This is a genomic window from Mesorhizobium sp. M1273, from assembly GCF_040318195.1.
Lineage (GTDB): Bacteria > Pseudomonadota > Alphaproteobacteria > Rhizobiales > Rhizobiaceae > Mesorhizobium.
On record NZ_JAMYLV010000037.1, the window covers coordinates 1 to 21,893 of the forward strand.

Annotated in this window: 22 protein-coding genes and 1 pseudogene; 16 read left to right on the forward strand and 7 right to left on the reverse strand. The window is 61.7% G+C overall.

From position 1 onward, the window contains the following. Nucleotides 1–247 precede the first annotated feature (247 nt). Nucleotides 248–889 carry a peroxiredoxin-like family protein gene (locus tag NKH30_RS27410; RefSeq protein ID WP_352473491.1) on the reverse strand — a complete coding sequence of 214 codons (642 nt, stop codon included), beginning with the start codon at nt 887–889 and terminating at the stop codon, nt 248–250. A 418-nt stretch (nt 890–1,307) separates the two neighbouring features. Between NKH30_RS27410 and NKH30_RS27415 the strand changes: the two genes are divergently transcribed. Then, nucleotides 1,308–1,910, forward strand: coding sequence for a cupin domain-containing protein (locus NKH30_RS27415; protein WP_352771991.1), 603 nt, complete (start codon nt 1,308–1,310; stop codon nt 1,908–1,910). A 55-nt stretch (nt 1,911–1,965) separates the two neighbouring features. Here NKH30_RS27415 and NKH30_RS27420 read toward each other — a convergent pair whose 3' ends face one another. After that, nucleotides 1,966–2,874 carry a hydrogen peroxide-inducible genes activator gene (locus tag NKH30_RS27420; RefSeq protein WP_352473479.1) on the reverse strand — a complete coding sequence of 303 codons (909 nt, stop codon included), beginning with the start codon at nt 2,872–2,874 and terminating at the stop codon, nt 1,966–1,968. A gap of 147 nt (nt 2,875–3,021) precedes the next feature. Here NKH30_RS27420 and katG point away from each other — a divergent pair, with 147 nt between their 5' ends. Continuing rightward, entirely contained in the window at nt 3,022–5,220 is a 2,199-nt protein-coding gene (gene katG / locus NKH30_RS27425; protein ID WP_352473478.1) for a catalase/peroxidase HPI, read from the forward strand. 75 nt (nt 5,221–5,295) lie between these two features. Here katG and NKH30_RS27430 read toward each other — a convergent pair whose 3' ends face one another. Further along, nucleotides 5,296–5,973 (reverse strand): MIP/aquaporin family protein, encoded by a 678-nt coding sequence (locus NKH30_RS27430; protein WP_352771994.1) that lies wholly within the window; start codon nt 5,971–5,973, stop codon nt 5,296–5,298. Nucleotides 5,974–6,317: 344 nt separating this feature from the next. Here NKH30_RS27430 and NKH30_RS27435 point away from each other — a divergent pair, with 344 nt between their 5' ends. The 11 genes from NKH30_RS27435 to NKH30_RS27485 all read left to right on the forward strand — a co-directional run bounded on the left by NKH30_RS27435 (nt 6,318) and on the right by NKH30_RS27485 (nt 16,205). Continuing rightward, nucleotides 6,318–7,607, forward strand: a complete 1,290-nt coding sequence (locus tag NKH30_RS27435; RefSeq protein ID WP_352473477.1) for an RsmB/NOP family class I SAM-dependent RNA methyltransferase — start codon at nt 6,318–6,320, stop codon at nt 7,605–7,607. Between the two features lie 125 nt (nt 7,608–7,732). Beyond that, on the forward strand, nt 7,733–8,191 hold the full coding sequence (locus NKH30_RS27440) for a PaaI family thioesterase (RefSeq protein ID WP_023677140.1): 459 nt from the start codon (nt 7,733–7,735) through the stop codon (nt 8,189–8,191). A gap of 26 nt (nt 8,192–8,217) precedes the next feature. After that, nucleotides 8,218–8,868: a 5'-methylthioadenosine/S-adenosylhomocysteine nucleosidase gene (locus tag NKH30_RS27445; RefSeq protein WP_352819520.1), complete on the forward strand. Its 651-nt coding sequence runs from the start codon at nt 8,218–8,220 to the stop codon at nt 8,866–8,868. Between the two features lie 252 nt (nt 8,869–9,120). Beyond that, the gene (locus NKH30_RS27450) at nt 9,121–9,357 is read left to right on the forward strand and encodes a helix-turn-helix domain-containing protein (RefSeq protein WP_352473475.1); all 237 of its coding nucleotides are present in this window, start codon (nt 9,121–9,123) and stop codon (nt 9,355–9,357) included. 97 nt (nt 9,358–9,454) lie between these two features. Then, a complete protein-coding gene (locus NKH30_RS27455; protein WP_352997556.1) occupies nt 9,455–10,099 on the forward strand; it encodes a hypothetical protein in 645 nt (214 codons plus the stop codon). Beyond that, on the forward strand, nt 10,099–10,446 hold the full coding sequence (locus NKH30_RS27460) for a hypothetical protein (RefSeq protein ID WP_352997557.1): 348 nt from the start codon (nt 10,099–10,101) through the stop codon (nt 10,444–10,446). Before NKH30_RS27455 ends, NKH30_RS27460 begins: the two co-directional genes overlap by 1 nt. Before the next feature lie 25 nt (nt 10,447–10,471). Beyond that, a complete protein-coding gene (locus tag NKH30_RS27465) occupies nt 10,472–11,521 on the forward strand; it encodes a hypothetical protein (protein ID WP_352997558.1) in 1,050 nt (349 codons plus the stop codon). A gap of 213 nt (nt 11,522–11,734) precedes the next feature. Continuing rightward, entirely contained in the window at nt 11,735–13,297 is a 1,563-nt protein-coding gene (gene guaA, locus NKH30_RS27470) for a glutamine-hydrolyzing GMP synthase (RefSeq protein ID WP_352473470.1), read from the forward strand. Between the two features lie 333 nt (nt 13,298–13,630). Next, complete coding sequence (locus NKH30_RS27475) at nt 13,631–14,542, forward strand: alpha/beta hydrolase (RefSeq protein WP_352772001.1); 912 nt, start codon at nt 13,631–13,633, stop codon at nt 14,540–14,542. A 38-nt stretch (nt 14,543–14,580) separates the two neighbouring features. Then, the gene (locus tag NKH30_RS27480; protein WP_352473467.1) at nt 14,581–15,567 is read left to right on the forward strand and encodes an RNA polymerase sigma factor; all 987 of its coding nucleotides are present in this window, start codon (nt 14,581–14,583) and stop codon (nt 15,565–15,567) included. Next, a complete protein-coding gene (locus NKH30_RS27485; RefSeq protein WP_352473466.1) occupies nt 15,561–16,205 on the forward strand; it encodes an SGNH/GDSL hydrolase family protein in 645 nt (214 codons plus the stop codon). The genes NKH30_RS27480 and NKH30_RS27485 overlap by 7 nt, the downstream gene beginning before the upstream one ends. A 164-nt stretch (nt 16,206–16,369) precedes the next feature. On the opposite strand, the gene NKH30_RS33255 is transcribed toward NKH30_RS27485, so the two are convergent. Continuing rightward, nucleotides 16,370–16,948, reverse strand: a complete 579-nt coding sequence (locus NKH30_RS33255) for a GFA family protein (RefSeq protein WP_502898637.1) — start codon at nt 16,946–16,948, stop codon at nt 16,370–16,372. After that, the gene (locus NKH30_RS27490; RefSeq protein WP_352473465.1) at nt 16,876–17,241 is read right to left on the reverse strand and encodes a VOC family protein; all 366 of its coding nucleotides are present in this window, start codon (nt 17,239–17,241) and stop codon (nt 16,876–16,878) included. The genes NKH30_RS33255 and NKH30_RS27490 overlap by 73 nt, the downstream gene beginning before the upstream one ends. Nucleotides 17,242–17,329: 88 nt before the next feature. Here NKH30_RS27490 and NKH30_RS27495 point away from each other — a divergent pair, with 88 nt between their 5' ends. The 3 genes from NKH30_RS27495 to NKH30_RS27505 all read left to right on the forward strand — a co-directional run bounded on the left by NKH30_RS27495 (nt 17,330) and on the right by NKH30_RS27505 (nt 20,225). Beyond that, complete coding sequence (locus tag NKH30_RS27495; protein ID WP_352473464.1) at nt 17,330–17,986, forward strand: TetR/AcrR family transcriptional regulator; 657 nt, start codon at nt 17,330–17,332, stop codon at nt 17,984–17,986. Nucleotides 17,987–18,688: 702 nt separating this feature from the next. Beyond that, the gene (locus NKH30_RS27500) at nt 18,689–19,258 is read left to right on the forward strand and encodes a TetR/AcrR family transcriptional regulator (RefSeq protein ID WP_352473463.1); all 570 of its coding nucleotides are present in this window, start codon (nt 18,689–18,691) and stop codon (nt 19,256–19,258) included. Between the two features lie 49 nt (nt 19,259–19,307). Next, a complete protein-coding gene (locus tag NKH30_RS27505; protein WP_352473462.1) occupies nt 19,308–20,225 on the forward strand; it encodes an oxidoreductase in 918 nt (305 codons plus the stop codon). 712 nt (nt 20,226–20,937) lie between these two features. On the opposite strand, the pseudogene NKH30_RS27510 reads toward NKH30_RS27505, so the two are convergent. Continuing rightward, nucleotides 20,938–21,050: pseudogene (locus tag NKH30_RS27510) on the reverse strand (alpha/beta fold hydrolase); the annotation flags it as partial. A gap of 3 nt (nt 21,051–21,053) precedes the next feature. Next, nucleotides 21,054–21,866, reverse strand: a complete 813-nt coding sequence (locus tag NKH30_RS27515) for an SDR family NAD(P)-dependent oxidoreductase (protein ID WP_352473461.1) — start codon at nt 21,864–21,866, stop codon at nt 21,054–21,056. Nucleotides 21,867–21,893 lie beyond the last annotated feature (27 nt).

Below are 21,893 nucleotides of genomic sequence, written 5' to 3' on the forward strand. Positions count from 1 at the left end.
AGCCATGGCGAGTTCCTCTCGTTGAAGGGAACTCCATGGTCAGATCGACCCCTCTACCCGCTCAAGTCAAAATGGCAGTCGCGCCATCTCAGAACGAGGCGCCCCTCCCGCGAAGCGGGTTCGTGCATTGGGCGCGAAGCGGTCATCCACGATCCTCAGGTTCTGACCCAGGACGGCCGTTCCCCGGTAGTGAGCGGGAAGGGCGCGGTCGTCGAGCGAGTTGTCAGCCGCCTATTTCCGCAGCCCATCAATGTGCAACTTGGGAAGCCGCTGACATCAATTCCTCCGGATTCGGCGCCTTGAAGGTATTGAGGCCATCCTCCAGAACTTCAGTGAAGTTCCAGCGTACGATGCCCGCCCGGTCGATTAGGAACTGACCGACAAGCTGCCCCTGGCCGGAAGCCATCGCCTGCTGGTCGGCTCCCGTAATCTCATATCCTTCCTTCTTGTTAAGAAACTCGTACATTGCCATGACGTCCATAGGCTCGGGCAACTCGCCCGGCAGATCGATACGGATCGCCATGACCGTGTCCATCCCGACCTCGCGCAAGCCGAAAGCACGGTGCGAGGCCCGCTCCGGGTCGGATGCGGCGAGAAGATCGGGTGCCGGGTGGTAACGGAAATAGAGCCGCGCCCGCTCGACTGGCGTATTGACCACCGCCAGGCATTCGACGCCTTTCTCACGCAGGGCCGGCTTAAGTTGCGCCATCGCCGCGACATGGCGCCGGCAGAACGGACAGTGCAGGCCTCGGAACAAACCGATCAACAACGGGCTACGGCCTCGAAAATCGTCGAGCGCGATCTTGCCTTCGCGGGAGATCGCATCGAGAATAATATTCGGCGCCCGGTCGCCCGGCTGGAGCGGGCGTTCGACATTACTCGTGGACATGGACAACCTCCTCGCCCCGGATAAGCACACCCAGCCATCCGGAGTTGAGTCCATGCTGGGCAACGCCAGGGCAAAAATGCGTTCGACCTTTGCCATATTGCCGAGGTCGAGATTACGCGCGTTGCAAGTGCATCATAACACGAAAAAAGCCTCTGCGGGTCGCCCGTTTCGCGAGCTGTCGCGAGCGCTGTGGTAAAACAATGTAATCGTCTCATCCGTGCCATGGGACGACACAGCGGCGGGACCGATTGGATCTTCACATGCTCGCGGTGTTCAAGTCTTGAAACTTGGGCGGCTTCGATGTGCCCGGACGTCAAATGCCGACCGTACAGATCGCGGAACTCTGCCCTCAGCGGAACCGACCCGCCATGCAGCCAGTTAACCCGCATGAAACTTCCGACCAGCGCAAGGCCACGTCATGAGCATTTTGCAAACCACGAAGAAAGCCGTCGGGCAGGTCACCGGCGTCGCCAGGCCGGGCCGGCGAGAGGTCGCCGACCTCCTGAGGCCGCGCAAACCGAACGAGTTTCGGTTCAGCGATGATGGCCTGGTGCCCAACCATCCGTTCTGGCCGCTGGTCGTCTATCGCGGTGCCGTGACGCTGCCCGAAGACTTCGATCCGGCGGCTGTCATCGAGGCGCTTTTCGAGGCAAATGGCTGGGGCGATAGCTGGCGCAACGGCATCTACGGTTACGTCCACTACCATTCGCGGATACACGAGGTGCTGGGCGTTGCGCGCGGCACGGCCAAGGTCCGCTTTGGCGGCAGCAAGGGGCGGACGCTGTCGCTGAAGGCCGGCGACGTCGCGGTGCTTCCGGCCGGCACCGGGCACCAGCGTCTTTCCGCATCCGACGATTTTCTGGTTGTCGGCGCCTATCCTCCATCCGGCACCTATGACCTGTGTACGACCGCCGCCGACCATGCCAAAGCGGTCGTCACGATCCCCAGGGTCGGCCGTCCGCGCAAGGACCCTGTCTATGGAAGCAACGGCCCGTTGCTCGCAGCCTGGGAAAAGGATTGAAGCCGTTTTCTTGCAGGTTGGCTTCGGGGCTAAAACCGGATCCTTGACCCGCCGCTCAAGCCGCCAGCACCGCCGCATCCAGCCCGCGAATGATCTTCGCCAGTTCGACGCACTCGTCGTGCCGGACCTTGTTGCGCCGCCAGGCGAGGCAGATCGTGCGTTGCGGCATCGGTTCCTGGAACGGCACGATCTTCAAATCGGGGATAGTGCTGGCCGGCCCTGCCGCCATTTCCGGGATGAGCGTGACGCCAAGCCCGTGCGCCACCATCTGTAAGAGCGTCGTCAGGCTGGTCGCGCCATAGCTTGCCATCGCCACCGGCCGCACGTTGCCGCACACGGCGAGCGCCTGTTCGCGCAGGCAATGGCCTTCCTCCAGCAGCATCAGCCGCTCCAGTGCCGGGCTCTCTGGTGGCACCGGCGGCGAGGCGAAGGCGGGATCGCCGGCCGGCACGGCCAGGAAGAACCGGTCGGAGAAAAGTTCCTCGGTAATCAGGCCTGGGTAGTCGAGAGGCAGCGCCGCGACGAAGGCGTCGAGCTTACCCGAACTGGTGTCCTCGACCAGCGAGGCGGTCACCGCTTCGCGCAGTTCCAGCTGCAAGGCCGGGAAATGCCGTTTCAGCTCCGGCAGCACATGCGGCAAGAGATAGGGCGCCACCGTCGGGATGATGCCGAGCCGGAAGCGGCCTTCCAGCGCCGGGCGGCCGCGCCGGGCCGTCGCCTCGACGTCGCGGACGTCGGCAAGAATGCGCTCGATGCGCGGCAGCAGGGCCACGGCCTCGTCGGTCATCCGCACCACCTTTCCGCCGCGCTCGAACAGACGGCAATTCAGCCGCAGCTCCATCTCGGCGATCTGCGAAGACAGCGCCGGCTGGCTGACGCCGGCGAGTTTTGCGGCACGGCCGAAATGCAGCGTCTGCGCCAGCGCCTCGAAATAATGCATCTGCCGGACGGTTAAACCGATCATAAGGAAAACCTATCAGAATAAACAGCAAAGGCAATTTGTCTTTATCGGCTGGGCGGGCTAGTCTGGAACCATTCCAGGATGGCGCGGCCGCCGGCCCTGCCCGGAAAATCAACAAAATCCCGAAAAATCAACAAATCGGAGGCAAAGATGGACGCGAAAACCGACGACAACAGCGCCGGCAAATGCCCGGTCCCACATGGATCGGCCAGGAGAAGCAACCGTGACTGGTGGCCGAACCAGCTTGACCTTGGCGTCCTCCATCAGCAGTCCAGCCTGTCGGACCCGATGGACGAGGACTTCGACTACGCCAAGGAATTCAAGAGTCTCGATCTCGATGCGGTGATCAGGGATCTGCACCAGGTGATGACCGATTCGCAGGATTGGTGGCCGGCCGATTTCGGCCATTACGGCCCGCTCTTCATCCGCATGGCCTGGCACAGCGCCGGTACCTATCGCATCGGCGACGGCCGTGGCGGCGCCGGCGCCGGCCAGCAGCGTTTCGCGCCGCTCAACAGCTGGCCGGACAACGCCAATCTCGACAAGGCGCGCCGGCTGCTGTGGCCGGTCAAGCAGAAATACGGCAGGAAAATCTCCTGGGCCGACCTGTTGATCCTCACCGGCAACGTCGCGCTGGAATCGATGGGCTTCAAGACCTTCGGCTTCGCCGGCGGCCGCGCCGATGTCTGGGAGCCGGAGCAGGACGTCGACTGGGGATCGGAAACCAAGTGGCTCGCCGACGAGCGCTATTCCGGCGACCGCGAACTTCAGGGCCATCTCGGCGCCGTGCAGATGGGGCTGATCTACGTCAACCCGGAAGGCCCGAACGGCACGCCCGATCCATTGGCCGCGGCGCGCGATATCCGCGAAACCTTCGCCCGCATGGCCATGAACGATGAGGAAACCGTGGCGCTCATCGCCGGCGGCCATACCTTCGGCAAGACCCATGGCGCCGGCGATGCATCGCTGGTCGGCCCGGAGCCGGAAGGCGCCGACATCGAGGCGCAGGGCCTCGGCTGGTCGAGCAAGCATGCCACCGGCATTGCCGGCGACGCCATCACCTCGGGCCTCGAGGTGACCTGGACCACGACGCCGACCAAATGGAGCAACAACTTCTTCGACAATCTGTTCAACTACGAATGGGAGCTGACCAAGAGCCCGGCCGGCGCCCATCAGTGGACGCCGAAGGGCGGCGCCGGTGCAGGCACCGTGCCGGACGCGCACGATCCCTCCAAGCGCCGCGCGCCGGCGATGCTGACCACCGACCTCGCGCTACGCGTCGACCCGGCCTACGAGAAGATCTCGCGGCGCTTCCATCAGAATCCTGATCAGTTCGCCGATGCCTTCGCCCGCGCCTGGTTCAAGCTGACGCATCGCGACATGGGTCCGGCCGTCCGCTATCTCGGCCCGCTCGTGCCGAAGGAAGAGCTGATCTGGCAGGACCCGATACCGGCAATCGACCACGAGCTGGTCAGCGAGCAGGACATCGTCTCGCTGAAGGCGAAGATCCTGGCCTCCGGCCTGTCCGTCTCAGAACTGGTCTCGACCGCCTGGGCCTCGGCCTCGACTTTCCGCGGCTCCGACAAGCGCGGCGGCGCCAACGGCGCCCGCATCCGCCTGGCGCCGCAGAAGGATTGGGAGGTCAACCAGCCGGCGCAGCTGGCCAAGGTGCTCGAGACACTCGAAAGCATCCAGAAGGGTTTCAATAACTCGCAGTCCGGCGGCAAGAAGGTCTCGCTTGCCGACCTGATCGTTCTTGGCGGCGTCGCCGCGATCGAGAAGGCGGCGAAAGACGGCGGCCATGACGTGGGGGTGCCGTTCACGCCAGGCCGCATGGACGCCTCGCAGGAACAGACCGATGTCCAGTCCTTCGCCGCGCTCGAGCCGAAAGTCGATGGCTTCCGCAATTATGTCAGGGGCAAGCCGCCGATGTCGGTCGAAGCGATGCTGGTCGACCGGGCGCAGCTGCTGATCTTGACGGCGCCGGAGATGACGGTGCTCGTCGGCGGGTTGCGGGTGCTCGGCGCCAACACCGGTCAGTCGAAGCACGGGGTGTTCACCGACAGGCCGGGCACGTTGACCAACGATTTCTTCGTCAACCTGCTCTCCATGAACACGATCTGGGATCCGGCCGCCGGCTCAGATGAGGTCTACGAAGCGCGCGACCGCAAGACCAGGGCAGTCAAGTGGACCGGCACCCGCGCCGACCTGATCTTCGGCTCGCACGCGCAATTGCGGGCGCTGGCCGAGGTCTACGGCTCGGCGGACGCCGGGCGGAAGTTCGTCAGGGACTTCGTCGCCGCCTGGACCAAGGTGATGAACGCCGACCGTTTCGACCTCGCGGCCTGATCCGGGCATATTTCTCGACGCAACGAAAAAGGCGCGGGCCTCGACCCGCGCCTTTTTCATGAAGCCTTCGAAAAGTCAGTCTTTCTCGAAGATACCGGCCTTGGCGACCACGCCGGCGATGGCGCCGCCGATCAGCGGCGCGAGGATGAACAGCCAGAGCTGGCCGATCGCCGCAGTTCCCGAAAACAGCGCCGGTCCGATCGAACGGGCCGGGTTGAGCGATGTGCCGGTCACCGGAATGATGGCGAAGTGCAGTCCGGCCAGCGTCAGGCCGATGACCAGGCCGGCGAAGGCCGTCGTGTGCTTGGCGTTGGTGACGCCGAGGATCACCGTGACGAAGGTGAAGGTGCCGATCAGCTCCCACAGGAAGGCCGAGCTGACGCCCCATTTCGTCACGTCCCAGCCATTGGCGCCGAAGCCGCCGGTGTGGCCGCCGACCTGTCCGGAGACGATGATCCACAGCGCCAGCGACGCGATGATGGCGCCGATGACCTGCGCGATCCAATAGGGAATGACGTCCCTGGCCGGCATCCGCCCGGCGAGGAACACACCGAGCGTCACTGCCGGATTGAGGTGCGCGCCCGAAATCGGGCCGATCGCGTAAGCGGCCGCTATCAGGCCGATGCCGAACGCCAGACCGATACCTTCCTGGCCGAGCGGCAGCGCGCCGCCGAAGCCGCCCGTCACCACCGAAGCCGTGCCGATGAACACCAATAGAAACGTGCCTAGAACTTCCGCCAGATAAGTTTTCATTGCCCTCTCCTCGTATCGACCCGCGGCTCCGCTTTTTCTGCGACGCGAATCACCGCGCAAAGAGTATTCGCAACCGGAAAACTTGCAAAGCAGAGCAGTTTCGCAAGCCGCTATGCTTGTGAGCGCCGGACACGAACATTAGAGACGTATAATATATTTATCGAATTGTTCGTTCCGCATGCCGGCGCCCGCCTGGTGGCCGCGGCTCGCGATGCATCAATCCACATTCGTCACCCCTCGGCATGGATCGTCTCGCCGTCGGCGAAACAGAACTGTTTCAATCAGGGCACGAAAAGCTCTAAGAGCAGGGCCAGAATTAATTTACTGAATAATGGAAGACGACAATGAGACTGGGCGGGCGGCTGGCGGCAGCCATTGAAGTGCTTGACGAAATTGGCCGTCGCCACCGGCCGGTGGCCGATGCGCTGAAGGACTGGGGCCTGTCGCACCGCTTCGCCGGCGGCGGCGACCGCGCCGCGATCGGCAACATCGTCTACGACGCGCTGCGCCGCAAGCGCTCGGCCGGCTGGCTGTTGGGCGAAGACACACCGCGCGCCATCGGCTTCGGCGCGCTGCTGCTCGAATGGGGCCAGACGGCGCAGTCGCTGAACGAGGCGCTCGAGGGCGACAAGTTCGCGCCGCCGCTGCTTACCGCCGACGAATTGAAAACGCTCGGCGGTCGCCGGCTTGCCGATGCGCCGCCGGCGGTCAGGGCAGACATCCCCGACTGGTGCATGCCGCTGTTCGAACGGGCGTTCGGCACGGCCTGGGTGGAAGAGGGTGCCGCGCTGGCGACGCGCCCGCCGCTCGACCTCAGGGTCAACACGCTGAAGGCCGATCGCGGCAAGGTGCTGGCCGAGTTGGCGGAGACCGGCGCCAAGCCTGCGCGGATCGCGCCGCACGGCATCCGCATCCCGCCGATCGAAGGCGACGGCAGGCACCCGAACGTGCAGGCCGAACCGGCCTTCCAGAAAGGCTGGTTCGAGGTTCAGGACGAAGGCTCGCAGATTGCGGCCGAACTGGCCGGCGCCGAGCCTGGAATGCAGGTGCTCGACTTCTGCGCCGGCGCCGGCGGCAAGACGCTGGCGCTGTCCGCGGCGATGGACAATCGCGGCCAGATCTTCGCCCACGATGCGGAGAAGGCAAGGCTGGCGCCGATCTTCGACCGCATCCGCCGCTCGGAAAACCGCAATGTGCAGATCGTCACCAGGCCGGCCGAACTGGCGCCGCTCGGCAAGCACATGGATATCGCCCTGATCGATGCGCCCTGCACCGGCAGCGGCACCTGGCGGCGCCGGCCGGATGCCAAATGGCGGTTGACGCAAAGACAGCTCGACGCCCGCAAGGGCGAGCAGGAGACGATCCTCGATGCCGCCAGGGACTTCGTCAAACCCGGCGGCCTGCTGGTCTACATCACCTGTTCGGTGTTCGACGAGGAGAATGGCGACCAGGTTTCGGCGTTCCGGGACCGCCATCCCGATTTTGTCCCGGTCGATCACCGCCAGCTTTGGGACAGCCGTTTTGCGGGCCACGAAGCGGCAATGCGCATTGGCGCCGCGGGCGGCATTTCGCTGTCGCCATTGCTGAGCGGCACCGACGGCTTTTACTTCTGCGCGCTGCGGCGGGCCGGCTGAATCGTTGCCATCGATACAGGGCTAAGCCGAATGCTGCAGTGCAGCATTTGCGATTGCCTGCCGCCCACCCCTCTGCGATAAATGCCTTTGCAATAAGATTTGCCGAGAAACAAAGGGCGACGGCCATGGCAGCAAAGATCGTTCCTGCTCCCGATTATGAGGACCGCGTCAGGACGTCCTTCGCGCGCCAGAACGCGATGATGACGATTGGCGCCGAGCTGACGCTGGTGACGCCCGGCATCATCGAGATCGAAATGCCCTATTCTGCGGCGCTGACGCAGCAGCACGGCTTTCTCCATGCCGGCGTCATTTCGACGGCTCTCGACTCGGCCTGCGGCTATGCGGCATTCTCGCTGATGCCGGAAAATTCCGGCGTGCTGACCATCGAGTTCAAGGTCAATCTGCTGGCGCCCGGCAGGGGCGAGCGCTTCCTGTTCCGCGGCTCGGTGACCAAGCCCGGCCGCACCATCATCGTCGCCGACGGACAAGCCTATGCGTTCGCCGTCGACGGCGAGGCCAAGCTGATCGCCACAATGACCGGAACGATGATGACAGTGCTCGGCCGCGACGGCATCGAAGGCTGAGGAGCGGGTAGGGAGGATGGACGATCATGGCCGGCAAGACACCTGGTGAGCTCACCCCGATCTCCGGCAAGTCCGTTCTCTTCGTCATGGCGGCGGAGGCCGAATACGGTCCACACCTGCAGCGGCTGTTCACGCCGCTGATGACCGGCGTCGGACCGGTCGAGGCCGGTATCGGGCTCGGCGCCGAACTATCCCGGCTGCATGCCGGGATGGGGCTGCCCGATCTCGTCGTGTCGCTCGGGTCGGCGGGCAGCCGGACGCTGGAGCAGACGGAAATCTACCAGGCCGTTTCGGTTGGCTACCGCGACATGGACGCCTCGCCCCTGGGGTTCGAGAAGGGCGCCACCCCGTTCCTCGACCTGCCTGTAAGCGTGCCGCTGCCGTTCAGGATGCCAGGCGTCAGACAGGCGACGCTGTCGACCGGGGCGGCAATCGTCTCCGGCGCCGCCTACGACGCGATCGCCGCCGACATGGTCGATATGGAGACCTTCGCCTGCCTGCGCGCCTGCCAGCTGTTCGACGTTCCGCTTATCGGCCTGCGCGGCATTTCCGACGGCGCGGCCGATCTGAGACACGTTGGCGACTGGACCGAATATCTGCACGTCATCGACGAGAAGCTGGCCGCGGCGGTGCAACTGCTGGAACAGGCGATCGCCTCAGGCGCAATCCGGTTTTGAATCATCGCCTAAGGCGCGGGATTGAAGTAAGGCCGCGACCTCATAACCTATTGCGCCGACTCGTTCTTTCTCCAAACGCTCGCCATGGCAACATGTCGGCTTTCATTGGTTTAGCAAAAACTATTATGCAGATTTGTTCCCACCTGTGCCGCCCAAAATAGATAGTCGGAAACCAGCCCGGATATGTCGCCAGACTTTTTTGTTAGGCCGGTATCGCCTACATATCGTGACAACCATGACATATCGATTCGCATGATGCTTTACGTCCCGATGACGGCGACCGAATTCCGCGCTTGCCTAGCCGCCATCCCACTTTCGCAACTGGCTTTCTCTCGATTGCTAAGTGTTGCCCCGCGCACGGTACGCTCTTGGGCGCTGGCGGAGCGGCAGATACCGCCGCATGCCGCCATGATCGCCCGCCTGCTGGCGACGAAGCGAATTACGGTGAAACAGTTGCAGCACGCGGCCATGACCCAACTTAACGGCTAGGCTTTTTCAGCCTTGTAGCATAGGCACTATCAACCTATATTCTCTGGCTGCCGGGCAGCCGTCGTTCCCGATAGGCGCGGCAACGGGAGTAAAACTTATGAGTGACGTCGAAAACATTACGGCGCCCACACCATGGGAGCCAAAATTCCATCTCGACCTCAAAACCGCCAATTCGGGCACATTCTATGCCCTGGTTGATCAGTTTGAGGAATGGAGGAAAACCCGAGCTGAAAACGAGGACAAGCTTGCCAATGGATGGCATATCATAACTTCGGAAATGGCCGAAGGGCTGTTGCTCAAGAATCCAGCCGGGTCCAATCGCAAGGCCGTATTAGCTAACATTGTCTACTACGCGGAACAGATGGCCGCGGAGGATTGGCCCGAAACCGGGCAGCCGTTGATCTTCGATGTCGATGGCAAGCTGCTAGACGGTCAGCATCGCCTCTGGGCTTGCTACCTTTCCGGGGTGCCGTTCGCAACTTACGTTGTCAATCAGCGCAAGCCTATCAAATCGGCCTTCGCCTACATCGATAACGTCAAGGCGCGCACGGCCAAGGATGCGCTAGCCACGGCGGGCCTGAATGGCCTTTCGGCTCTGACGGCGCAAACGGTGATGATTGCCCAGCTTTACGAAAACAAAGCCTATACTGCGACGAAGAAGCACCGTCTTCCGCGCATGTCGCCCAAACAATTCATCGACTACGTCGAGGCGAATCCGACATTCGCCGGGGCGCCCAGTTGATGGCGGGTGAGCATGCCTCCGCATCCGCGATGATAGGCCATAACGATGTCGCGGCCTTTGCGGCGGTCAAGATTCTCGACCTCCATGATGAATTCACGCTCGACGAGTTCATGAACGACGTGGGTTCCGAGGGTGAAGAATTCGGCGCGGGAAGCCCGATTGCGGCTTTGCAGCATGTCCTGAAACTCAACAGCGTTGCCAAGGAGCCGATGCAGAAACATCAGGTCTTGGCGCATGTCATCAAGGCATTCAATGCTTGGATGGCTGGCGAGCAGGTCAAGAAAATCAGTCTGAGGGTTGATGAAACATTCCCGCGTTTCATGCCGAAACAAGCCGAGGCCGCATAAAAACGTTCAACGGGGAGGCGCGCGAATGCGCCTCCATTTTTCGCGCAAGGACAGAACCAAAATGGCTGTTCATTATCTAGACCATCCTTTCGCTGGAATCTGGCCTCTGTTGGGCGGCGAGGATTTTGCGGAATTCGTGGCCGATATCCGGGCCAACGGTATGCATATGCCGATCGTGCTTTATCAGGGAAGGATTCTAGACGGGCGCGCCCGTTACCGCGCCTGCATTGAGGCGGGCATTGAGCCGCGCTTTGAAAATACCGGCACGCTAAACGATGTTGGCGCGCTTGATCTGGCCGTTTCGCTCAACGACTATCGGCGGCAACATTCAACCTTTGAGCGGCGGGCTTTCGCGGCGGCAAGGCTGGCGCATTTAAAGCAACAAATTCAATTTCAAGAAACGATAGAAATGCCTGCCAGCGCAACGCGTGATCCTAGCCTTCCCGGTCACAATCGTTTCGTTAAACAAGCGGCCTTGATCATGGATGTTTCTACGGGTTCGCTTGCCCGCGCCCGCACCGTTGTGCAGTACGCGCCGGAACTGGAAAAGGCCGTCGTGGATAAGAGAATCGGACTTCAAACTGCGTCCGAAAAAGCGCGCCCGCCAAATGCCACGCACGTCAAGCGGACCGCTGCTAAGCGATCCGCAGCCAAGGAATCCGCCGCCGAGGAAATCTATCAACGCGGGCTGGAATTCCGCCGCAACATTCCGAAAACCAACTTTCTGACACCGGAAGAAGTTGATCCGGATTTCGAGGGCACACCGCTCGAATTCGCCACCAAATACGGTCACGTTCTTACCAAAACTGCCTCACAGCGCGAACAGGAGGCGGCGCAAGCACGCGGCGAGGATTTCGTGGCTTGGCTCCGTAAGTGTGCCAGCGGTGCGCCGGCTAATGTCAGTGAAACCGATTTGCTACCCTATATCAGGGGCAACGGCGCCGAACCCGGTTATCGACTCAACAAGCTCACCGAACGTTGGGCGGCACTCGATGCCATGCATGCCCGCTTTGCCGCGCTGGTCGCGCAACTGGAATCGCATCTGGCCGGCAAGCCGATCGAAGTAAAGCGCTAGTTCACCCTGCCCGCTCCAGATCGAGAGGAGCTACGTTGCCTGCCTCGGCCAGAAGGGTTCGCGGCGCTGATGGGCGCCTTGCGGTCGCTCGGCGCGGAGCGGACCGAGGCATCGATAGAGCCGCTCGCATTTAAGACGGTACAGCGGAATCGGATTGAGGCAGACGCCCAGCAACCCATTGCGCCGACTCGTTTCTTTCTCTAAACGCTCGCCATGAAAACAGCCAATCATCCCGACACCGTCCTGATTGTCGATTTCGGCAGCCAGTTCACCCAGCTGATCGCCCGCCGCATCCGCGAGGCCGGCGTGTTTTCCGAGATCGTACCCTTCCAGTCGGCCGAGGCGGCGTTCAAGCGCATCGATCCGAAGGCGGTGATCCTGTCCGGCGGCCCGGCCTCGACCGGCGACATCGGCAGCCCGCGCGCGCCGCAGATCGTCTTCGATGCCGGCGTGCCGGTGCTCGGCATCTGCTACGGCCAGATGGCGATGTGCGTGCAGATGGGCGGCGTCGCCGAAAGCTCCGATCATCGCGAATTCGGCCGCGCCTTCGTCGAGATCGCCAAGGACAGCCCGTTGTTCGAGGGCCTGTGGGCGCCCGGCCAGCGCCACCAGGTGTGGATGAGCCATGGCGATCGCGTCATCTCCCTGCCCAAGGGGTTCGAGGTGCTCGGAAAATCGGAGGGCTCGCCCTTCGCCATCTTCGGCAATGTCGAGCGCAAAATGTACGGCCTCATGTTCCACCCCGAAGTGGTGCATACGCCGGACGGCGCCAGGTTGCTCCGCAACTTCGTCCACAACATCGCCGGCATCGAAGGCGACTGGACGATGCGCGCCTACCGCGAGCACGCGGTCGAGACGATCCGCAAGCAGGTCGGCAAGGGCAAGGTGATCTGCGCGCTGTCGGGCGGCGTCGATTCCTCGGTCGCGGCCTTGCTGATCCACGAGGCGGTCGGCGACCAGCTTACCTGCATCCTTGTCGACCACGGGCTGATGCGCAAGGACGAGGCATCAGGCGTGGTGGAGATGTTTCGCCAGCATTACAATCTGCCGCTGATCCTGGTCGACGCTTCGGACCGTTTCATCGGCGCGCTCGAGGGCGAGTCGGACCCCGAGAAGAAGCGCAAGACCATCGGGCGGCTGTTCATCGAAGTGTTCGAGGAGGAGGCCGAGAAGCTCGGCGGCGCCGATTTCCTGGCACAAGGCACCCTCTATCCCGACGTCATCGAAAGCGTCTCTTTCAGCGGCGGCCCGTCGGTGACGATCAAGTCGCATCACAATGTCGGCGGCTTGCCCGAACGCATGAACATGCAGCTGGTCGAGCCGCTGCGCGAATTGTTCAAGGACGAGGTGAGGGCGCTCGGCAAGGAGCTCGGCCTGCCCGACAGCTTCATTGGCCGGCATCCGTTCCCCGGTCCCGGTCTCGCCATCCGCTGTCCGGGCGGCATCACCCGCGAAAAGCTGGAGATCCTGCGCGAGGCCGACGCCATCTATCTCGACGAGATCCGCAAGGCCGGACTCTACGACGCCATCTGGCAGGCCTTCGCCGTGCTGCTGCCGGTGCAGACCGTCGGCGTGATGGGCGACGGCCGCACCTACGAGTTCGTCTGCGCGCTGCGCGCCGTCACCTCGGTCGACGGCATGACGGCAGACTTCTACCATTACGACATGGCATTCCTGGGAGCAGCCGCCACCCGCATCATCAACGAGGTACGCGGCATCAACCGCGTCGTCTACGACGTGACGAGCAAACCGCCAGGCACCATCGAGTGGGAGTGACGAGGAGTAGTGCGGAGTAGAAGAGGATAGAGCAGCACGTTTAAGGCGATGTTGGCTCGGCGATAATAGTCAATAGTCCCAGCCCCCGGCCACCCGGCGACGGCATAGACGAAGCATCTGGCCGATCGGCGAATGTCTGGAACGAACGTCCCACAGAGAAGGGTGGAGCAGCCTAGCCTTGCTGGGTTTGACACCCGGGGTCCGCGGCAACTGCCACCGGCGAGGCGTTGCATCTGCCGGCCACGTATCCTTTCGCTGGGTTCATCCGTCTTAGCTGTTCATGGGCACGGTCATCCTTAACATCGCCCTCCTGGACGAATTGGAGCGTGACAAATGAACAGCAAGCAGAGCCTAGCGAACAAGATACACTACGAAACGCTCGCGGAGGCTTTTCGCAGCGGTCGAGAATCGCCACAGGAAGCATCCGAGTGGTCCGTTTTGACGGCAGAACCGGGCGGCGTCGATTACGTCGAGACGAACGTCGGCGACAAGACCGCGCTGTGGGTTCAGCCAAAAACGGCGGCCAAAGACCGGGTCATGCTTTACCTGCACGGCGGTGGCTATGTCGGCGGATCGATCTGGACCCATCGCAAGATGGTCGGACACCTTGCTAAGGCGATCGGCTGTTACGCTCTGCTCGCTACGTACGACTACGTTTTCCAGAGCAAGTTTCCGCGCCAAATCGAGCAGGCCGTGACCGCGTTCGAATGGCTCGCCGAGCAGGGTGTCGCGCCGAAGCACACCATAGCTGCAGGCGATTCCGCTGGTGCTGGCCTGATCGTTGCGGCGGCGATGAAACTCCGCGATGCGGGACGGCCGCTGCCGGCCGCGATCCTCAGCATCTCTGGCTGGTATGATCTGTCGGCGAGCGGGCACTCCTACGAAAGCAACCGCGAGAAGGACGCCTTCTTCCAGAAGGCGGTCGTGGATATGCTGGTATCGCAAGTCCTTGCGGGGACCGATCCCCGGCATCCACTCGCCAGCCCGATCTTTGCCGATCTGAAGGGCCTGCCGCCGATCTATCTGCAAGTGGGTGGAGACGAAACCCTGCTCGACGACAGCCGAGCGCTCGCCGACCGCGCGAAAGCCGCCGGCGTCGAGATGCGCTTAGACGTATTTCCGGGGATGCTGCACTCGTTCCAGATGATGGCCGGCCGCGCTCCCGAAGCCGACGACGCGATCGCGCGGTTGGCACAATGGGTTCGCCCCAAGCTTGGTCTGGCCGCAACCGCAGACACGCGCTGAAGGTCAGGAGGTCGCATGACTGGCAAATTGAAACCAAGATGTGGCAGCTGAAGGACATGCCCAAGCGACCGACCGGCCTGTTCGATGCGCGATATCGCGCCTTCCTCGAGACGGTGTCAGGCGTCCGCGCCCAACTGCATCGCTACTGCGCCCGCATGACGGGCTCACGCCTCGACGGTGAGGATCTCGTGCAGGAGACGCTGTTCGAGGCCTACACGAAGATTAAGACCCTCGATGATCCCCGCAGGCTAAAACCCTGGTTGTTTCGCATCGCTCACAATCGCTGCATCGACTTTCTGAGGCGACGCGATGTGCGCGAGCGCGCGGAGCACGGCTATTCGGACGACATCGGCGTTGTCTCTGCAGAGCCGGCAGCGACCGATGCACGCCGCGCCATCGAACGGCTGGTTGGCCGCTTGCCGCCCAAGGAGCGCGCCTGCATCCTCTTGAAGGACGTGTTCGACTATTCGCTGGAAGAGACCGCAGAACTCGTGGGCTCGACGGTTGGGGGCGTCAAAGCCGCGCTCTCCCGCGGACGGGCGAAGCTCGCCGACTTGCCCGCTGAACCTGCCGGTGAACCGAACCGTCCGCTTGATCCCGACACCGCGCGGCTCTTGCAGCGCTATGTTGACCTCTTCAACCGCCATGACTGGGATGGCGTGCGGAGCCTGACCAGCGCCGATGCTCGGTTGCGGGTCGCCGACTGCTTCGACGGCCTGGTCAGAAGTTCTCCCTATTTCGTCGAATACGAGCGAAACCCGGAGACGTGGACCATGGAGTTGGGGGCGATCGACGGAGAGCCTGTCCTGATCGTGCTCTTCCAGCGAGGCGACCGGTGGCAGGTCGCGTGGCCGGTTCGTGTCCATGTCGCCGGTCGCGTCATCGATCGCATCGAAGATTATTATGCCTGTCCATGGATGTTGGAAAACGCCGCGGAATCCGACCTGAAACTCATGACTGGGCCGCTTTGGGAAGAGCATAAGGCGACGATTTCTCACTCTGGCTTGGCCGAGTCACGATGGTGAATTCTCAACGAAAAATCGTGGCGTGCCTCGGGTCGAGCAGCACGGCGGGCAAGGGCCAGGCATTCGATTGGATGGCGGAGCTCCGCCGGCGGCCGGGCAACGGGCAATTTGAGTTCCGGAATTTTGGTGTCGGCGGCGACTTGGCCTACAACGCGCTGCAGCGCTTGCCGGATGTGCTCGCCTGTCGTCCCGACAAGGTCATCGTCTGGGTCGGCGGGAATGATGTTCTCACGCTCGTGTCACGCAAAGTGCGGCGGTTCTTTACGTTTTGGAAGCGTCTGCCCCGCACGCCTTCGCCCGATTGGTTCCACGAGAATCTGGCCGAGATAGCACGCAGGCTGAGGCGCGAGACGGCGGCGGAGATCGGCCTTTGCTCGCTCCCTCCGATAGAAGAAGCGCCGGATTCGGACGACCCGTTCCAGAGCGAGCTCAACCGGCGGATCAAGGAATATTCTGCGATCGTGGCGGCCATCGCGCACGAGGAACGCTGCGGCTATGTCCCGCTCCATGAGGCGCTCACCGAGGCGGCTCGCGCCTCGCCTGGCCGGCCTACACGGCGTTCATCTTTCTTCCATTCTATCGCGATGCTTTTCGCGTACTGGTGCTGCGGCAGCGTCCGGATGATGTCGCCCGCGTAAATGGCTGGCTATTTCACACAGACGGCGTGCACTTGAACAGCCGGGCAGGGCTGATCGTGGCGGATCGCCTACAGAAATTCGTTCAGGCCTGAACCCTGAGCGGCAAGGCTGTATCCGATTTGCGCACCTATCTGAATGTCTTATCGCGCAGGCTGGCGGCCGGTTTATCGACCTAGCAACATCGCCACGCGCGATGCCAAAAGTTTAACGACGAACCCTAGAGGATAACCCCGGTGGCTCGGCACGTCGTCAGGAATGACATCGCTGTCCGACTTGAACTTCGTGCAAATCCGCAGCTGCAGTGGCGGGAGTTCTCCGTGAAACCGCGCTCTGTATACCGAGACCCAATGCGGACCTCTATCGAAGTTCATTAACATCGCTGAATTGCAGCACATGGCGATGACCCTATTCGTGGCTGAAGTTTCCTTAAGCTTGTAACCCCTCAGCAATTCGGCCCCCTTGGAGCACTCGATGCGGTCCTTTCGATAGAGGATGTATGCGGTGCCGCCATCGGGATCGCGTATGGCGCCAGCACCTGGCAAAGCTTCGATCTGATCAGCTCCCTTCCGGCAGTCGTCGCAGTAGCAGGCACTGCTCACGATCGGCCTGCCAAAGGCTTTGAGTTCGACGCCACCGCAAGAGCAAGTTGCGGTCATGATAGGTGAGTGCGTCATCTGCTGGTGATCATCATGCGATTGCCCTCGCTGTCCCGAAATTCCGCGATCGTGCGCCCCGGTTGCCATGGCGCGGGGCGCGGTTCTGCTATGATCTCGGCGCCTCGCGATTTGAGTCTCTGAACGGTGACTTCGATTTCGTTGTCAACCAGCACGAGGACGGGCCCCTCAGATGGTGTTTCGTCCTTGCGCCTTAGGAAGTGGAGGGTGGTTTCGGCCCCTGGAAATCCGAGTTCGATCCATCGCCAGCCATCATTGCTCATGGGCTGATCGGCGACGATGCGGCAATTCAGGTGATCGATGTAGAACGCCTTGGCGCGTTCCTGGTCGAACACTGGAAGCTCCGCGAACTGGATGTGCATTGTCGATCTCTCCCCATTGCATCTCGGTCCAAATCAAACTAGACGGTCCAGTACCCATGAGTCAATCGGCAGCGGACACGCCAGGAGCATGACCACGACGCGTTCAGCAGGTGCTACAGAAGAACTCGAACCGCACGGACGGTCGGCGAAAAAGCGCCGGGCCATCCTCGATGCGGCTACAGAGGTGTTTCTGCAAAAGGGCTATCTGGCCACCAACATGGACGAGATCGCGGCGCTTGCGGCGGTGTCGAAACAGACCGTCTACAAGAATTTTCCGAGCAAGGAGACGCTGTTCGTAGAGATCGTGAGCAGCGTGACCAATCGAGCCAGCGATAGGGTCCACAGTAAAATGCCCGAACTCGCCGAGGGCGAAGATATTGCCGATTATCTTCAGCGCTATGCGTACCGACAGCTTGCCACCGTGCTCACGCCGCGCGTCATGCAGCTGCGCCGTCTGGTGATCGGCGAGGTCGGCCGCTTCCCGGAACTGGCAAAGGCACTCTTCGATGGCGGACCCGGGCGCGCAATTGCGGCGATGGCAGTGTTGTTCGAGCGTTTGGCTGATCACGGCCTGCTTGCGATCGATGATCCGGCCGTCGCCGCTTCCCAGTTCAATTGGTTGATTATGGGCGAGCCATTGAACAGGGCCATGCTGTTGGGTGACGAGTCGATTCCGAAACCGGCGAAGCTTCGACGGCACGCCGCGGCCGGCGTACGGGTGTTCCTTGCGTCATACGGCAAGTGAGGCACGCCACGGCGACGAGCGAATGCCGGGCGCAACCGTGCGGACCGCTCGGCCGTGTTTGACGGTCCTTTTTTGGTCCCCAGTGGGTCGCGGCTTGTTGCGGCGCGGCTGCCGAAAATAGACCGATTGTTGTCGATAGTCGCCGAAACCGAGCCGATCCCGAATCGCCGAAATTCCCTTTTGAAATCAAGAGCGCAGATTTCTGACGGATCGCAGAGTCGGTTCTTTAGGGCGTGCAGAAAAGTTTGTGCTGCCGCGTCAACGCGTTACGATGGCTCAAAACGATCGAGTGGGAGTGAGGGGAGCGTAGTTTCGGATACTTCGGGAAACTGTGTCGTAGTGTAGGCGGCTCACACATCTCGATAGATACCGAATAATGTCCGCTTGTGGTGCCGTTCACGCTTTTGGATTGGTCAGGGCTGGGCGTGCCATCACCTGCTCTCATCGAAGTAGGCATGATGATGCCTCGGGGACTGCAATCAAGGCCCTGAATCCAATGCATTTCCCTTTCGACAGACATCTCGATCCCCACTGCGTCCCTTATTGAAAAGGCAGCCGCAGCCTCATGGTGTGTGCCCACACAATCTTCATTCGAGCTTGGTCGGTATGGACCGCGAAAGATGCGGGGCTGCATCCCTTGACCAATCTCATGCCATCCCCTATTATTGAGTATCCACTCACTCAATATCGTTAGACGGAAATATGGCGCGTCCCCTCAGTGAAGAAAAGCGACAGGCACTGCTCGATGCAGCGGCCAAGTTCGTCGCCAGCCTGGGCACAGGCGCGTCCACGGCCAAGATCGCAAAGGCTGCTGGCGTGTCTGAGGGAACGCTGTTCACTTACTTTCCAACCAAGGACGATCTGCTCAACCAGCTCTTTCTCGAGATCGAGGCCGACTTGGTAGAGATGATGCTGGCGCCATATCCGGCGGACGCCTCCGCCAAAGACCGACTATTCGCGGTCTGGAACCGTCTGATTGACTGGGGACTGGCTCACGCCACGGCGCGCAAGGCCCTTCGTCAGTTGAAGGTGTCGGATCGCGTGACAGCGGAAAGCCGGAACCGGTGTCACGCCATGCAGCGGGATGCGCGGACGATGGTGGAGGAGTGTCTCGCCGGCCATGCCGCGCCTGACAGGATCGCCTTCTACATCGATACCATTCTCTTCGACTTGGCCGACATCAGCATCAACGCGGTCACAGCCAAACCTCAGGAAAGTGACGCCATCCGGCAGGCCGGGTTCGACCTGTTCTGGAAGGGGTCTGCCGCCTGAGTTTTAGCCCATAAATGAGTATGTAGTCACTCATAGATAAGGATCGAAAATGTCGAATTGCAAGGGTTGCACCGAAGCTAACGTTCCCAAGCAGACGGGAAAAAGCTTCATCGTCACAGGCGCCAACGCCGGCGTCGGGTTCGAAATCGCGCGGGTGCTTGCCGCCAGGGGCGCGCGCGTCCTGCTTGGCTGCCGCGAGCAGACCAGGGCGCAGGACGCCATCGCGCGGATCAAGCGGATCACGCCGAATGCCGATCTCGTCTGGTTGCCGCTCGACCTCGGTGACCTGGACAGCGTTCTCACCGCAGCCGAGATCGCGGCGAAGGAGCCACGGATCGATGCACTCATCAACAATGCCGCGATCATGAATCCGCCGCTGACGCGCACGAAGCAGGGGTTCGAATCGCAGTTCGGCGTCAATCATCTCGGCGTGTTCGCGCTCACCTCGCTGCTCCTGCCCAAACTGACGGAGACGCCGGGATCGCGGGTGGTCGTGACCTCGAGCATCGCGCATCTGAAGGCCAAGATCGACTGGGACGACCTCAACGCCGACAAGAGCTACATCAAGACCGATCGCTACGGCGGCAGCAAATTGGCGAACGCGCTGTTCTTCTTCGAACTGGATCGTCGCCTGCGCGCGCCGAAGTCACCCGTCACAGCCATCGGCGTTCACCCTGGCGTCGCCAATACAAGTCTTGGCCGCCACATGGGGATTGTCCAGATCGCAGGCCCAATCGTCGGCCTGTTGCTCAATAGCTCCGACAAGGGCGCGTGGCCGGCACTTTTGGCTGCGACCGGCAAGGTGAAGCCCGGAGGCTATTACGGTCCCACCGGCCTTGGCGGAATCCGCGGTGTAGCCGGCGAAGCAAAGCGCGCGCCGCATGCCGAAGATCCCGCGCTTGCGAAGCGGCTCTGGGACGTCTCCATCGCCATGACCGGCATCGATCCAGGCTTGCCGGCCACCTGACTTCACGGCGACACGGTGCGTCAGGCCCTCGTGTAGGCTTGCTCTGGGGCGCGGATTGGACGAGCCTCGCCCGGGCGACGAAACCTTGCTATAAGAGACATGACGGTACTTTTCCGCTGTTAGCGGAGCGGCTCCCAGCCGCTAAAAATCGGTTCTCAGAGGCAATCGACCTCGATAGATGCCGAAATCATGCGAAAAATATTCAGTGAAAAATCTGTTTAAAATCAACAGCGTAGATTTTTGACAGCCCCCATGTCGGCTTATTGTCATCTAAACTGAGAAATTTCGAGGGAAATCAGATGCTTATGGTCCGTCCGAACAATCGAGTGGGAGTGAGGGGGCGTGCGGTAGAGTAGGTTGGAGTACTGTGGGATATATTCGGAAATTGTTGGTCAACGATAGGAGGCGATAGTTCGCGGGCGATTCTGCAAGAACAAGCAGCCGTTTTGCAGGTCGGCGATAGACCTTCGATTATGTGTAGAGATGCTCAAAGGGATCGATCCACCGCGCCGTTCACAGCACATGCTTTGGATTGGGATCGGAGCGCCGATCCAATTCCTCGGACAATAGACATCATGTTCCGTGGATTTGTATCATGGTCTAAGCCCGGGGCGGGACCAACGAGACGAGCACACAGCCGCCGAGCACAGCGGGGACGGCGCCGTAGCTGAATACGTTCTCGTGCCTCGCATAGTTTCAGAGTGCTCCCGCAAGCGTGGATCGTGCGCATGCCGTGCGCCAGATCCCTGTAGACTTAAGCGTGCCATGCTTCAGCAGCTTGGCCGACAGCGGACCCGAGTTGGCGAACGGCACAATTTGGTCGTCCTGCTACGCGACGAAGCGGACCACGCCACCATCCACCCGCAAAGCCGCGCCGGTGGTCGCCGAAGCCTGCTCCGAGCATGTGTAGATGATCATGTTGGCCACCTCATCGGTGGTCGCGAAGCGGTGGATGAGGCTCGTCGGACGCATCGCCTGCAGGAAGCCCTGCTCGGCTTCGTGCTGCGTGATTCCATTTGCGTCAGCCTGTTTCGCCATGAAGTTGCCCAGGATCTCAGAGCGGGTAGGTCCCGGCAGGACGGCGTTGACGGTGACGCCCGTGCCCGCGACCGCCTCGGCAAGCCCGCGTGAGACCGCGAGTTGAGCGGTCTTGGTCATGCCATAGTCGAGCATTTCCTTAGGGATGTTGACTGCGGATTCGCTACTTATGAACACGATGCGGCCCCAGCCTTTCGCCACCATCCGCGGCAGGTAATGACGGCTCGCGCGCACGCCACTCATTACGTTCAACTGGAAGAGGTCAAGCCAGTCCTCATCGGGGATATTTGCGATATCCTCGACGCCGTTGTAGCTCCGGATGTGTGCTGTACCGACGTTGTTCACAAGGATATCGGCGTCAGGCGCATGCGCGATCAAGGCCTTTGCCCCCTCCGCTGTCGCAAGATCAGCGGCGATACCCGAGATGTCGCTGCCGGGGAAGGCCTGCCGCATCTGCCGCACCGCCTCATCGACCCGAGCGTTTCCACGGCCGTTGACGACGACCGATGCACCGGCACGTGCCAACCCCTCCGCCGTCGCGCGGCCGATACCGGCGGTGGATCCGGTAACAATGGCCTTGCGGCCTTTGAGTTCGATATTCATCTCATTCATCTCCAAAATTAAACAGGA